Source organism: Cryobacterium glucosi (genome assembly GCF_004402235.1).
Taxonomy (GTDB): Bacteria; Actinomycetota; Actinomycetes; order Actinomycetales; family Microbacteriaceae; genus Cryobacterium; species Cryobacterium glucosi.
In genome coordinates this window covers 23,728-37,516 of the sequence record NZ_SOFS01000029.1, presented here as the reverse complement: position 1 = coordinate 37,516, position 13,789 = coordinate 23,728, and the positions used below count along the sequence as shown (strand labels likewise).

13 protein-coding genes are annotated in these 13,789 nt (G+C 69.0%); 1 reads left to right on the top strand and 12 read right to left on the bottom strand.

Annotation, left to right across the window (positions count from 1 at the left end; translation table 11 throughout):
* Positions 1-45 precede the first annotated feature (45 nt).
* The 3 genes from metE to hflX all read right to left on the bottom strand — a co-directional run bounded on the left by metE (position 46) and on the right by hflX (position 5,304).
* On the bottom strand, positions 46-2,385 hold the full coding sequence (metE, locus tag E3O46_RS13175) for a 5-methyltetrahydropteroyltriglutamate--homocysteine S-methyltransferase (protein WP_134561838.1): 2,340 nt from the start codon (positions 2,383-2,385) through the stop codon (positions 46-48).
* Between the two features lie 173 nt (positions 2,386-2,558).
* A complete protein-coding gene (locus tag E3O46_RS13170) occupies positions 2,559-3,548 on the bottom strand; it encodes a methylenetetrahydrofolate reductase (RefSeq protein ID WP_134559734.1) in 990 nt (329 codons plus the stop codon).
* Positions 3,549-3,753: 205 nt separating this feature from the next.
* Entirely contained in the window at positions 3,754-5,304 is a 1,551-nt protein-coding gene (gene hflX / locus E3O46_RS13165; RefSeq protein WP_134446965.1) for a GTPase HflX, read from the bottom strand.
* A 41-nt stretch (positions 5,305-5,345) separates the two neighbouring features.
* Between hflX and E3O46_RS13160 the strand changes: the two genes are divergently transcribed.
* The gene (locus E3O46_RS13160) at positions 5,346-5,969 is read left to right on the top strand and encodes a class I SAM-dependent methyltransferase (RefSeq protein WP_134559737.1); all 624 of its coding nucleotides are present in this window, start codon (positions 5,346-5,348) and stop codon (positions 5,967-5,969) included.
* 139 nt (positions 5,970-6,108) lie between these two features.
* Here E3O46_RS13160 and dapF read toward each other — a convergent pair whose 3' ends face one another.
* The 9 genes from dapF to pgsA all read right to left on the bottom strand — a co-directional run bounded on the left by dapF (position 6,109) and on the right by pgsA (position 13,789).
* Positions 6,109-6,990 (bottom strand): diaminopimelate epimerase, encoded by an 882-nt coding sequence (gene dapF, locus E3O46_RS13155; RefSeq protein ID WP_134446962.1) that lies wholly within the window; start codon positions 6,988-6,990, stop codon positions 6,109-6,111.
* A 64-nt stretch (positions 6,991-7,054) separates the two neighbouring features.
* On the bottom strand, positions 7,055-7,990 hold the full coding sequence (miaA, locus tag E3O46_RS13150) for a tRNA (adenosine(37)-N6)-dimethylallyltransferase MiaA (RefSeq protein WP_134446960.1): 936 nt from the start codon (positions 7,988-7,990) through the stop codon (positions 7,055-7,057).
* Positions 7,965-9,686: a tRNA (N6-isopentenyl adenosine(37)-C2)-methylthiotransferase MiaB gene (gene miaB / locus E3O46_RS13145; protein ID WP_166790680.1), complete on the bottom strand. Its 1,722-nt coding sequence runs from the start codon at positions 9,684-9,686 to the stop codon at positions 7,965-7,967. The genes miaA and miaB overlap by 26 nt, the downstream gene beginning before the upstream one ends.
* 44 nt (positions 9,687-9,730) lie before the next feature.
* Positions 9,731-10,435, bottom strand: coding sequence for a regulatory protein RecX (locus tag E3O46_RS13140; RefSeq protein WP_134561837.1), 705 nt, complete (start codon positions 10,433-10,435; stop codon positions 9,731-9,733).
* A 2-nt stretch (positions 10,436-10,437) separates the two neighbouring features.
* Positions 10,438-11,589, bottom strand: a complete 1,152-nt coding sequence (gene recA, locus E3O46_RS13135; protein ID WP_134446953.1) for a recombinase RecA — start codon at positions 11,587-11,589, stop codon at positions 10,438-10,440.
* 271 nt (positions 11,590-11,860) lie between these two features.
* Positions 11,861-12,082: a DUF3046 domain-containing protein gene (locus tag E3O46_RS13130; protein WP_134446951.1), complete on the bottom strand. Its 222-nt coding sequence runs from the start codon at positions 12,080-12,082 to the stop codon at positions 11,861-11,863.
* 46 nt (positions 12,083-12,128) lie between these two features.
* On the bottom strand, positions 12,129-12,437 hold the full coding sequence (locus E3O46_RS13125; protein WP_134446949.1) for a helix-turn-helix domain-containing protein: 309 nt from the start codon (positions 12,435-12,437) through the stop codon (positions 12,129-12,131).
* A 170-nt stretch (positions 12,438-12,607) separates the two neighbouring features.
* Positions 12,608-13,120, bottom strand: coding sequence for a CinA family protein (locus E3O46_RS13120; protein ID WP_134447028.1), 513 nt, complete (start codon positions 13,118-13,120; stop codon positions 12,608-12,610).
* 69 nt (positions 13,121-13,189) lie between these two features.
* On the bottom strand, positions 13,190-13,789 hold the full coding sequence (gene pgsA, locus E3O46_RS13115; protein ID WP_134446947.1) for a CDP-diacylglycerol--glycerol-3-phosphate 3-phosphatidyltransferase: 600 nt from the start codon (positions 13,787-13,789) through the stop codon (positions 13,190-13,192).

Here is a 13,789-nt window from a genome sequence, read left to right as displayed (position 1 = left end):
CGCAAACGGCGCGTCGCGCGCGGCGGGTGTTCGCCGCGAGGAGGATCAGGCGAGGGCGGGCACGCCTGCGGCGAGGCGGGCGCGCACGATGCGGGTCGCCTCGATCATGTTTCCGAGAGACTCGACCGTCTCCGCGTAGCCGCGGGTCTTGAGCCCGCAATCCGGGTTCACCCAGACCTGACCGGCCGGGATGGCGGCGACGGCACGGTCGAGCAGCTCCGTCAGCTCGGCAACGCCCGGCACCCGCGGTGAGTGGATGTCGTAGACGCCCGGGCCGATGCCGTGGTCGAAGCCATTGGCCTGAATGTCCGTCACGACCTCCATCCGGGAGCGGGCCGCCTCGATGCTCGTCACGTCGGCGTCGAGAGCGCGGATCGCCTCGAGCACGACACCGAACTCGGAGTAGCAGAGGTGGGTGTGGATCTGGGTGGCGTCCCGCACCCCGGCGGTCGCGAGCCGGAACGAGCCGACGGACCAGTCGAGGTAGTCTGCGTGGCCGGCCTTCTTGAGCGGAAGCAGTTCGCGCAGGGCCGGCTCGTCGACCTGGATGATGCCGATTCCGGCGGCCTCGAGGTCGGCGATCTCGTCGCGGAGGGCGAGGGCGACCTGGCGCGCCGTCTCGCCGAGGGGCTGGTCGTCGCGCACGAAGGACCAGGCGAGGATGGTGACCGGGCCGGTCAGCATGCCCTTGACCGGCTTCGCCGTCAGCCCCTGCGTGTAGGTCGACCAGTCGACGGTGATCGGCTTCGGGCGGGAGACATCGCCCCACAGGATGGACGGGCGGGTGCAGCGGCTGCCGTAGGACTGGACCCAGCCGTTCTCGGTGACCGCGAAGCCGTCGAGGTTCTCGGCGAAGTACTGCACCATGTCGTTGCGCTCGGGTTCGCCGTGCACGAGCACGTCGAGGCCGATCTCCTCCTGCAGGGCGACGACCCTGGCGATCTCCGCGCGCATCAGGTCGCGGTATTCGGCGTCGCTGAGCACTCCGGTGAGGAAACGGGCGCGGGCACGGCGGATCTCCCCGGTCTGCGGGAAGGAGCCGATGGTCGTCGTCGGCAGGAAGGGCAGCGCGAGTGCGGCCTCCTGGGCGGCGAGCCTGTCGGCGTAAACCCCTCGGCTGTACGAGGCGTCGGTGAGCTCCGCGGCACGGGCCCTCACGGCACCGTCGCGGACGCCGGGGGCGGCGCTGCGGGCGGCGAGTGCGCCGGTCGCAGCGTCCAGTTCGGCGCTGATGGCCTCCCGTCCGTCGGCCAGGCCGCGGGCGAGGGTCACAACCTGGCCGACTTTCTCGTCGGCGAATGCGAGCCAGCTCACGAGTTCGGCGCCGAGCGCGGTCTCGTCCGCGACGGTGTGCGGGACGTGCTGGAGGCTCGTCGAGGTCGAGACGGCGATCCGCGGCGACAGTGCGCCGGCCCCGGTGACCTGAGCGAAGGCATCCGCCAGGTCACCGCGCCAGATGTTGTGCCCGTCGATGACACCGGCGACGAGGGTCTTCCCGTCCAGCCCTGGGGCGGTCTCGGGGAGCGTGCCGCGGACGAGATCAAGGCCGATGGCCTCGATCGGTGCGCCGGCGAGCACGGGCAGGGCGTCGTCGAGGCTGCCGTAGGGGGCAGCGACGAAGATCGCCGGACGCTGGGCGAGGTGCCCGAGGGTCCCGTACGCCCACTGCACGGCGCTGAGGGTCTCGGCGCGGGGCACGTGGATGCTCTCGCTGACGAGGCCGGGTTCGTCGAGCTGCACCCACTCGGCACCGGCGTCGGCGAGGCGCTGCAGCAGGGTCGCGTACACCGGAATGAGGTCATCGAGCCGGTCGAGGGGCTCGAAGCCCGCAGGGGCTTCGTCGCTCGGCTTGCTGAGCAGCAGGAACGTGACCGGGCCGACGATGACGGGCCGGGTCAGGAAGCCGGCGGCGCGTGCCTCCTCGAATTCGCGCACGATCCGGTCGCTCGAGAGGGAGAACTCCGTTTCCGGCCCGATCTCGGGCACGAGGTAGTGGTAGTTCGAGTCGAACCACTTGGTCATCTCGAGCGGGAGGCTGTCCCCCTCGCCGCGGGCGAGGGTGAAGTATCCGGCGAGGTCGATGTGCCCGTCGGCGTCGACGAGTCCGGCGAAGCGGGCGGGCACGGCGCCGACCGTGCAGAGCGCGTCGAGCATCTGGTCGTAGTAGGAGAACGACTCCGGGATGGCGGAGTCGGTGCGGCCGAGGCCGAGGGCGGCGAGGCGGTCGCGGGTGGCCTGACGGAGTCCGGCCGCAGCGGCCTCGAGTTCGACGGCGCTCGATGTGCCGGCCCAGAAGGATTCGACGGCCTTCTTGAGTTCTCGGCGCGGGCCGATGCGCGGATAGCCGAGGATCGTGCCTGCGGGGAACGGGGCAGTGCTGGTCATAACGTTTCCTTTGCGGTTGGGCGGTGCAGCGGATGCTGGCGGGTGGTGTGTGGGGCGGATGCCGCGGCGTGCAGGGTGCTTTCGGGCGCGACGGAAACCCGAGGCGCCCGTATGGCGGTCGGTGGAGCGGGAGCGGCGATGGCGTCCGGGGCGGGGCGGGGCGCCAGGCCGGGTTACACGATCGTGGGCAGTGCCGTCGGCGTCCGGACCGGAGCCGGCGCGCCGAGCAGGCCGCAGCCGTCGAGCACCTCCAGTACGGTCTCGTGCTGATTGAAGGCGTAGAGGTGCAGACCGGGCGCTCCCCCGGCGATCACCTGGCTGGCGAGGTCGACGGCGTGCTGGATGCCGATCTCACGCTGTCCTTCCTTGGTCGGTTCGATCTCGAGCCGGATGGACAGGTCTGCCGGCATCTGCTCACCGGAGAGTTCGATGATCCGCCGCAGCCTGGCCGGGCTGGTCACCGGCATGATGCCGGGCAGGATCGGGAAGAGCACTCCGGCTTCCCTGGCGCGCTGGACGAAGCTCAGGAAGTGGTCGGCGTGGAAGAAGAGCTGGGTGATGCCGAGGTTCGCGCCCGCGGCCTGCTTGGCGAGCAGGGTGTCGATATCCTGCGCCGATGAACGTGACCGGGGGTGGCCGTTCGGGAACGCCGCAACGGCGATCCGCACCTTCTCGTGGCCGGGCTTGACGGCGCGTGCGGCGGGGATACCGGGGATGATCGTCTCGCGGTACGGGGACTTCTCGGCCTGAACCCGGTGGATGAGCTGCACGAGTTCGGCGGCGCTGCCGAAGTCGCCGAGGAACGCCTCGCCCTCCTTCGTGCCTGCCGGGGGGTCGCCGCGGAGGGCGAGGAAGCTGCGCACTCCGGCGTCGAGGAATTCGCGGATCAGCCGGTTCGCCTCGTCGTGGGTGGAGCCGACGCAGGTGAGGTGGGCCATCGCTTCGACGTTCGTCGTGCGGAGGATTCGGCTGAGAACGTCGAGCGAGGAGCGGCGTGAGGATCCGTTGGCCCCGTAGGTGACCGAGAGGAAGTCGGGGCCCGCCGCTGCGAGATGGTCGATCGTCGTCGCGAGAGCGGATGCTGCGGCATCCGTCTTCGGCGGATACAGCTCGAACGAAAAGGGGATGCGCCGTGTGCGGGCGGAGTCCGTTGGAGTGGACATTCATTCCTCATTCGACAGTAGCCAGTGTGTGCACTGAATGGCCGGGCGGCCGCGGACCGCCAGAAAGCCTTGGCGGGTGTTCGCGGGCGGGTGCCGGGCTCGGCTGTCGCTCCATGCCGGCGGAAGAAATCCGCCGGCAACGATTGAAGAAAACTCTAGCAATCCCTTAATCGGATTGCACGAGTGTGACCGTTCGTTACCTGGTTCAGCTTGCGACGGCGGGCACGGCGGCCGCCGGTGCGACGGCGAACGGTGCGAACTGGGACTGGATCTCCGTCGTGACGAGGGCGCGCACCCGGGTGCCGGTTTCGGCGTAGTCCGTCGTGAGCACCGTGCCCTGGGCGTGCAGCATCGCGATCAGGTCGCCACGCTCGTAGGGAATGAGCAGGTCGAGTTCGATGGACGGGCGCGGAAGCAGTCCGGCGATCGCGGCGAGCACCTCGTCGACGCCCTCACCCGTGCGGGTGGAGACGAAGATGCCCTTCGGCCAGAGGCCGCGCAGCACGAGACGATCGTCGTCCGTGACGAGGTCGCTCTTGTTGAAGACGACGAGCTCAGGGATCTCCCGGGCGCCGACCTCACCGATGACCTCGCGGACCGTCGCGAGCTGGCTCGCCGGGTCGGGGTGGGAGGCGTCGACGACGTGCACGATGACGTCGGCGTCGGCGACCTCTTCAAGGGTCGACCGGAAGGCCTCGACGAGTTGGTGCGGCAGGTTGCGGACGAAGCCGACGGTGTCGGTCAGCGTGTACAGCCGGCCGTCGCTCGTTGTCGACTTCCGGACGGTCGCGTCGAGCGTGGCGAAGAGGGAGTTCTCGACGAGCACGCCGGCCCGCGTGATCCGGTTGAGCAGGCTCGACTTGCCGGCGTTGGTGTAGCCGACGATGGCGACGGAGGGCACGGCGTTGCGCTTGCGGTTGGCGCGCTTGGCCTCGCGGGCCGGCTTCATGGCCAGGATCTGCTTGCGCAGCCGGGACATCCGGGTGTGGATGCGACGACGGTCGAGTTCGATCTTCGTCTCGCCGGGGCCGCGGGAACCCATTCCGGCACCGGTTCCGCCGACCTGGCCACCGGCCTGGCGCGACATGGAGTCACCCCAGCCGCGGAGGCGGGGCAGCAGGTATTCGAGCTGGGCGAGTTCGACCTGCGCCTTGCCCTCCCTGCTCTTGGCGTGCTGGCTGAAGATGTCGAGGATCGTGGCGGTGCGGTCGATGACCTTGACCTTGACGACGTCCTCGAGGGCGCGCCGCTGGCTGGGCGCGAGTTCGGTGTCGGCGATGACGGTGTCGGCGCCAAGCGCCTTGACGATGCCGGCGAGTTCCTGCGCCTTGCCCTTGCCGAGGTAGGTGCTCGTGTCCGGGGTGGCGCGGCGCTGCATGAGGCCGTCGAGCACGGTGGCGCCCGCGGTCTCGGCGAGGGCAGCGAGTTCGCGCATGGAGTTCTCGGCGTCCGCGACGGTGCCCTGGGTGTAGAGGCCGATCAGGATGACGTTCTCGAGGCGCAGCTGCCGGTATTCGACCTCGGTGACGTCCTCGAGCTCGGTGGAGAGGCTGGGAACGCGGCGGAGGGCGTTGCGGTCTTCGCGGTCGAGCTGGGCGCCGTCATGGCCGTCATCGTGTTCGTCGGCGCGGGGCTCGGCGTCGAGGGCCTGGGCGCTCCCGCTGCGGAACAGGGAGTAGCCGGCGGCCTTGGAATCGGCACTGGCAAGGACCCGTGCCACAACGTCGTCGTCCGGGGTTTCAACTGGTTCAATCATTCCTTTAACCTTACTTCCTCGAAGAGCGGTAGGTTCCCTCTATGCCCTCCGACCATTACTTCACCCCTGCCCCCGACAGCAAGCTCAGGCTGCAGCAGGTGACCGTGCACCTGGGCGGTCAGGCGCGGGAGGTCACGACCGCCAATTCGGTGTTCAGTCCCGACCACATCGACACGGGCACCAAGGTGCTCCTCGAGAACACGCCGGCGCCGCCGCCGGGGGGCGACTTCCTCGACCTCGGCTGCGGCTGGGGTCCGATCAGCTTCCACCTCGCGCTCGCTTCGCCGCGCGCCACGATCTGGGCGGTCGACGTCAACGAGCGCGCCCTCGACCTCGTACGGCTGAATGCCGAGAAGCTCGGGCTGACGAACATCACGGCCGTCACACCCGACCAGGTTCCCTCGCACGTGCAGTTCCGCACGATCTGGTCGAACCCGCCGATCCGGGTCGGCAAGAACGAGCTGCACAACCTGCTGAGTAGCTGGCTACCGCGCCTCGAGCCCGATTCGGATGCCTGGCTCGTCGTGCAGCGCAACCTCGGGTCCGATTCCCTGCAGCGCTGGCTCGACGGCGAACTCCCCCACGACTTCGCGGTCTCCCGCTTCGCGATCAGCAAGGGCTTCCGGGTCCTCCGCGTCAAGCGCCACGGCGACCCCACCCTCTAACCGCGAGAGCACTCCCCCGCTGAGCCCGCGCCCGCAAGGTTCCGCGAGAGCGGAGATATGGCCCTTTCGCGGACCGCGAAGGGGCCATATTCGTACTCTCGCGGCAGGGACGGGCGAATCCCCGACCTGGGGGCCTTGGTCAGTTGAGGCGGAAGACGCCGTCGTAGACGAGCTCGGCCGGCCCGGAGAGCGCGACGTGCTCGCCGTCCTCTGCAGGGAACATCCGCACGCCGAGCGTGCCGCCGGTCACCTCGACGCGCCACTGGTTCGGGGCTCCCGCGCCCGCCCAGTGCCGGGTCGCGAGGGCGGCCGCTGCGGCTCCCGTGCCGCAGGAGAGCGTCTCGCCGCTGCCGCGTTCGTGGACGCGCATCCGGATGTGTCCGACGCCGTCGACGACCAGGGGGTCGCCCGGCACCACGAATTCGACGTTGGCCCCGTCGGCCGGTTCGGGGTCGAGCTGCGGGATGTAGCCGAGGTCCGCGCTCTCGAGTTCACCGAGGTCCGCGAGGGCGACCACGACGTGCGGGTTGCCGACGTTGATCCCGAGACCGGGCCGGGCGACGGCGAGGTTCCTGGCACGGACGAGCGGTTCGCCGCCGTCGAGCCGCCAGCGGCCCAGGTCGACCTGGTAGCCCGCAGCGTTCCGCTGCACGTCACGGACGCCCGCGCGCGTTCCGACGACGAGGGTGTCCCCGCCGGGCACGTCGGCGAGGCCCTGTTCGGCGAGGAACCGGGCGTAGACACGGATGCCGTTGCCGCACATCTCGGAGAGCGTCCCGTCGGCGTTCCAGTAGTCCATGAACCACTCGGCCTGGTCGTCCTCCGCGAGGGCTGGGGCGCCGGCCTCGAGGCTGCGCGAGCGGACCGCGCGGATGATGCCGTCGGCGCCGATGCCGAAGCGGCGGTCGCAGATCGCGCGGATCTGCGCCGGGGTCAGCTCGATCTCCCCGTCCGGATCGGCGAACAACACGAAGTCGTTGCCCGTGCCCTGGCCCTTGGTGAAGTTGAGATCGATGCCCATCAGACCAGTGTAGGGAGCAGACCGGGCACCACAGACCCACACTCCCCGTCGAATCGGTTCCGGGTCAGAGGTGCGAGCGGGCAGCCTCGACGCGGTCGGGGGCGTCGTAGTCGATCCAGTGCGTGTCCTGTGAGCGCTTGAACCAGCTGACCTGCCTGCGCGCGTAGCGACGGGTGAGCTGTTGGGTCTGCTCGATCGCCTCGGCCTGGCTGAGCCGGCCGCTGAGCTGGCCGAGCGCCTGCGCGTAGCCGATGGCGCGGCTCGCGGTCACCCCGGTTTCGAGGCCGGCCGGGATGAGGCCCCGCACCTCGTCAAGGAGACCGCCGGCCCACATCCGGTCGACACGGGCATCGAGGCGCGCGGTGAGTTCCTCGCGCGGCGCCCTCAGGCCGAGGGTCACGGCCGGACGCCAGTACACGGGCTCCCCCGGTAGGGCGGCGAGGTGCGGCGCTCCGGTGAGTTCGACGACCTCGAGCGCGCGCACGAGGCGGCGGCCGTTGCTCGCGCCGATCCGGGAGGCGGCGCCGGGGTCGACGACCTTCAGGCGCGCATAGAGGACGCCGGGGCCCTGCTCGACCAGGTCGGCCTCGAGCCGGGCGCGCAGTACCGGGTCGGTCGCCGGGAACTGGAAGTCGAAGACCACGGAGGAGACGTAGAGCCCGGATCCGCCGACGAGGATGGGCACGGCCCCGCGGGCGGCGATGTCCTCGATCGACGAACGGGCCTCGGTCTGGTAACGGGCGACCGCGGCCTCGTCGGTCACGGCGAGCACGTCGAGCAGGTGGTGCGGGATCCCCCGCTGCTCGTCGGCTCCAAGCTTGGCGGTGCCGATGTCCATGCCGCGATAGAGCTGCATGGCGTCCGCGTTGACGATTTCGGCCGGGGTGCCCTCTGCCCTGAGGCTCTCGGCGAGGTCGAGCGAGAGCTCGCTCTTGCCGGTGCCGGTCGGTCCGACGATGACGACAAGCACCCGGTTAGCGCTCACCGTCGTCGACGGCATAGATCGGTACCGTCGAGCTGGCATTGACCGCCGGGATCCGGCCGGAAGCGGTCGGAACGGCGGGCACCGGAGCAGGGCCCTGGGCCGCGGCGGAGGCCGCAACAGGATGCGGCGTGGCAGAGTGCGGCGTGGCAGAGTGCGACGCGGCGTGCGGGGCCGCGGGACGAAGGCCGAGCGTGGGCATCCCGAGCGAGACGGAACCAGCAGCGGAGGTGCCGGCGTGGCTCGGCACGCCGCAGGCATCCGCCTCGGCACGGTCCCAGGCGTCGCCGGCCGTGGTCCGGCGGATGCGCAGCGGCGCCCCGTCCGGGGAGTCGGCGATGAGGTGGAACGGTGCGGCCTGGGTCACCGTCACCGTGACGAGGTCCCCGGGACGCGGGCGCTCCGAACCGTCCGGCACGTCGAAGTGCACGAGGCGGCTGTCGGGCGCACGCCCGCTCATCCGATGGGTGTCCGAGTCCTTGCGGCCCTCCCCGTTCGCGACGAGCAGTTCGAGCTCCCGGCCGATCACGGCCTGGTTCTCTTCCCACGAGATGCGTTCCTGAAGCACTGCGAGGCGCTCGTACCGATCCTGGACGATCTCCTTGGGCACCTGGTCGGCCATCTCCGCGGCCGGTGTGCCCGGGCGGATCGAGTACTGGAAGGTGAAGGCCGTCGCGAACCGTGCCCGTTCGACGACACGGAGGGTCTCCTGGAAGTCCTCCTCCGTCTCGCCGGGGAAGCCGACGATGATGTCGGTGCTGATCGCCGCATCGGGCATCCGCGCACGAACCCGGTCGAGGATTCCGAGGAAACGCTCGGATCGGTAGGACCGGCGCATGGCTTTGAGCACCCGGTCGGAACCGGACTGCAGCGGCATGTGCAACTGCGGCATCACGGCGGGAGTGTCGGCCATGGCCTCGATGACGTCGTCGGTGAACGCGGCGGGGTGCGGGCTCGTGAAGCGGATGCGCTCGAGTCCCTCGATCTTCCCGGCGGCGCGGAGAAGTTTGCCGAAGGCGAGGCGGTCGCCGAATTCGACGCCGTAGGAGTTGACGTTCTGGCCGAGCAGCGTGACCTCGATGGCTCCGTCGTCGACGAGGGCCTGGATCTCGGCGAGGATCTCGCCCGGCCGACGGTCCTTCTCCTTGCCACGCAGGGCGGGGACGATGCAGAAGGTGCAGGTGTTGTTGCAGCCGACGGAGATGGAGACCCAGCCGCTGTAGCTCGAGTCGCGCTTGGTCGGCAGTGTCGAGGGGAAGGTCTCGAGGGCGTCGAGGATCTCGAGCTGGGCCTCGCCGTTGTGCCGGGCGCGTTCGAGCAGGCTCGGCAGCGCACCCATGTTGTGGGTTCCGAAGACGACGTCGACCCACGGCGCCTTCCCAAGGATGACGTCCTTGTCCTTCTGGGCGAGGCAGCCGCCGACGGCGATCTGCATGCCCGCGTGGCGCCGTTTGATCGACGCGAGCTGGCCGAGGTTGCCGTAGAGCTTGTTGTCGGCGTTCTCGCGCACCGCGCAGGTGTTGAGGACGACGATGTCGGCTTCGGCCCCGTCGGCGGGAACGTACCCGGCCGCCTCGAGGGAACCGCTCAGCCGTTCGGAGTCGTGCACGTTCATCTGGCAGCCGAAGGTGCGCACCTCATAGGTGCGTGCCCGGCCGTCGTCGTCGCGGGCCGCCGGCGACGGGGCGATCAGGGTCTTCGTGCTCAGGGTCATAGTGACTCCAGTTTACGCGACCGCGCCGGACCTTCCCGATTCGGCTACTGGAACCGCACGCCGGACGAGCCGCCGCCGTTGCGCGAGTCGAGCGCGGCCTGGACCGCTTCGCGCACGACCGAGGACGGGTAACCCTTGCGCATCAGAAATGCATTGAGCCGGCGATCGATGGTGCGATCGTCGAGGCGGCCCAGCTGCTGCACGCGCTTGATCGCGACCTCGATGGCCCGTTCGGTCTCGTCGTCGGGCATGGCGTCGAGCGTCTCCGCGATGAGCTCCTTGTCGAGGCCGCGGCGGCGCATCTCGGCCTGGACGCCGGAGCGCCCAAGGCCCTTGCGCTCGTGCTGGCTGTAAACGATCTGCTCGGCGAGCTTCGCTTCGTCGAGATAGTCGAGGCGGATGAACCGTTCGACGATCTCTTCGATCTCGCTCTCCGGAAGGTCGAGTCCGACGAGCACGCCGCGGGCCTCGGAGATGGACAACGAGCGACCGCGAAGCCGCTGCAGGAGGACCTGCTCGGCGTGTTCGCTGTCCGGGTCGACGGCGTGGTCGAGGTCTCCGGTATCGACCGCACCCGAGGCGACCCCGCCGGAGTCAACCTCGGAGACGTCCCCGGCAGAGGAGGATGCCTGGGCGCCCGGCAGGTAGCTCACCGTCGCGAGAGTGCCCCGACGCTTGGCCGGGGCTCCGGTGGCCGCCGCGGCGGCCGGCTTGATGTCCGGCTCGGCCTTGGGTTCGAAGTGCACCATGCTTACGCGCCCTTCCGGGCGGCGAGCCTGGCCTGGGTGGTCTTCGGCTGAGTCACGTCGTCCCCTGCCGCCGCGCGGGCAGCGGTCGCGGCCTCCTTCGCGGCGAGCTCCGTCGCAGCTTCCGCGGCGGCGGCGGCCTTCTTGGCGGCTGCGCCTTCCGGCGAGATGCCGAGCTTGAAGAGGATCTTGCTCTCGATCTCGTTGGCCATGTCCGGGTTCTTCAGCAGGAAGTTCCGGGAGTTCTCCTTGCCCTGCCCGAGCTGGTCGCCGTCGTAGGTGTACCAGGCGCCGGACTTCTTCACGATTCCCTGTTCGACACCGAAGTCGATCAGGCTGCCCTCGCGGGAGATGCCGATGCCGTAGATGATGTCGAACTCGGCCTGCTTGAAGGGCGGCGCCATCTTGTTCTTGACGACCTTGACCCTGGTGCGGTTACCGACGGCTTCTGTGCCGTCCTTCAGGGTCTCGATCCGGCGGATGTCGAGGCGAACCGAGGCGTAGAACTTGAGTGCCTTGCCGCCCGCGGTGGTTTCCGGGCTGCCGAAGAAGACACCGATCTTCTCGCGGAGCTGGTTGATGAAGATCATCGTGGTGTTGGTCTGGCTGAGCCCGCCGGTGAGCTTGCGGAGGGCCTGCGACATCAGCCGGGCCTGGAGGCCGACATGGGAGTCGCCCATCTCGCCCTCGATCTCGGCGCGGGGCACGAGGGCGGCGACGGAGTCGATGACGATGAGGTCGATCGAGCCGCTGCGCACGAGCATGTCGGCGATTTCGAGCGCCTGCTCCCCCGTGTCGGGCTGGGAGACGAGGAGGGCATCGATGTCGACGCCGAGCTTCTTTGCGTAATCAGGGTCGAGCGCGTGCTCGGCGTCGATGAACGCGGCGATGCCGCCGCCCTTCTGGGCATTGGCGATGGCGTGCAGGGTGAGCGTGGTCTTACCGGAGGACTCCGGACCGTAGATCTCGACGATGCGCCCGCGCGGGAGCCCGCCGATGCCGAGGGCCACGTCCAGTGCGATCGAACCGGTGGAAATGGTTTCGACCGGTGCCCGGTCGTCGCTGCCGAGGCGCATGATCGAACCCTTGCCGAACTGGCGGTCGATCTGGGCGAGCGCGGTGTCGAGCGCCTTCTCGCGGTCTGCTGCTGATGCCATGGTGGGTCTCCTTCGGTCGTGCGTTTCGGCGCCTATAGGCTGTCGCGAAACACTCACCGGGAGGACCCCGGTGCGTGCTCTGGGACAAGGCATTCGCTGTCTGTCACTGACGAAGGCGACTGTACGCCGCACCCCCGACATTGATCGGGAAGCGCTACGACGGTGGACACTTCTGCACTGACTCCTGCTGGTGAGGAGCCTACCAAAGGTCGAACACGTATTCGAGCACCGACGCGCCGAAACGGGTGCGTCGTCGAAGTCCGGAGGAAGACTACGGGCGCGGCGCCGGCACCCCTGCGCCGAACCAACGGCTCTTGGGCACGTCGGTCTCCGCGCACAGCGCGAGCCAGACGTCGCGCGCCGGAACACCGCCGGCCAGGGCCTGGTCGGCGGTGTTCCCGAGCGAGGTGAGCACGAGGTCGCGGGTCAGCACACGACCGTACGACTCGCCGAATTCGTCTTTCAACGCCTGACGGAATTCACTGAGTCTCACGAAGCCACCTCAACGGCGGGGAAGGAGGGGATGGGGAAGGCCGGGGTCAACGAACCATCATGCCGGTGTCGTACGTCGCGACGAGCTCGTCGGGAACGGTGTCGGGGAAACGATCGATTCCCTCGATGACGGCGAGGCGGTCTCCCACCTCACGCATGATGACCGAGATCGGGGTGTCCAGCGCGTCAGCGACGGACGCCAGAATCTCGGATGACGCTTCCTTCTGGCCGCGCTCCACTTCGCTCAGGTAACCCAGGGCCACGCTGGCCTTGCTGGCGACCTGACGCAGTGTGCGCCCTTTCTGAAGTCGGAAGTCCCTGAGCACATCGCCGATTTCCTGTCGTACAAGAATCATCGGAACCTCCTTCTATTACTTATCAAGTGCAGCCTTATCAAGTAAAGCTACTTCGGTCATGCCGGTGGCGGATGGATAACAGTACTACATCCACCCGACTCCTGCAGACTACCCAGAACGACTGGGGTTTGCTTGTGAATATGTACTGTGTAACCCAGCGTTTACGCGAACTATTCCGTCGGTAACGTGGCTATCAGCCCACGCACAGCTTCGACGGCCGCCCGGACCGTTTTCGCCCGGATCGCGGCGCGGTCACCGGTGAGGGTGAGCAGGACCGCCGAGGATTCGGTTCCGATTGAGAGGCCGAGATAGACCGTCCCCGGTTGCCGGTCGCCCTGGGGGTCCGGACCGGCGACACCGGTCGTCGCGACCCCGATATCCGCGCCGCGGCCGCCGAGGGTGAGCCGCCTGCGCGCGCCCGCGGCCATCTGGCGCGCGACCTCCGGATCGACGGGGCCGTGCGCGGCGAGGAGTGCGGGGTCGACGCCGAGGAGGGTGTGCTTGAGTTCGGTCTGGTACGCGACGATGCCGCCGGCGACGACGACGGATGCCCCGGGGATCCTGATGAGTTCGGCCGCGAGTGCTCCCCCGGTCAGGGACTCGGCCACGGCGATGGTGAGGCCCCGGCTGGTGAGTTCGAAGATCAGGGCCGCGGTCGGATCATCCGCTTCGGTCGCATTCACCGTCACATCGGTCGGCTCGGGCACATCAGTCGGATCGGGCACATCGGTCGTATGGATGGTCACGGCAGGTCAGCCGTCGTGCCGGGACTGGCGCGAGACACGCCGGGCGGCGACGAGGTAGTCGATGCCGGTCGACACGGTCAGCACGAGCGCGACGGCCATGGCCGCGTAGTTGACCCAGTGGATCCAGTCGCCGAGCACGAGCCAGAGCGGCACGAGGAAGAGCGAGATCGCGACGGACTGCATGATCGTCTTGAGCTTGCCGCCGCGGGAGGCCGGGATGACCCGGTCGCGGAGCATCACGAAGCGGAACGCCGTGATGCCGAGCTCGCGGACCAGGATCACGATCGTGACCCACCACCACAGTTCGCCGAGGATCGAGAGGGCGACGAGCGCTCCCCCGGTGAGCACCTTGTCGGCGATCGGGTCGAGCAGCTTGCCGAGGTCGGTGACGAGGTTGTACTTGCGGGCGATCGCTCCGTCGATCCCGTCGGTGGCGATCGCGAGGATGAACAGCACGGCGGCCGCCCAGCGCAGCGCGCCGTCCTGGCCGGCGTCGGCGAGCAGCATCCAGATGAACAGCGGGGCGAGCAGGATCCGCACGACCGTGATGAGGTTGGGCAGGTTCCAGTTGCTGGGGTGTGCGACGGGTTCGGATGCTGTGGCCAT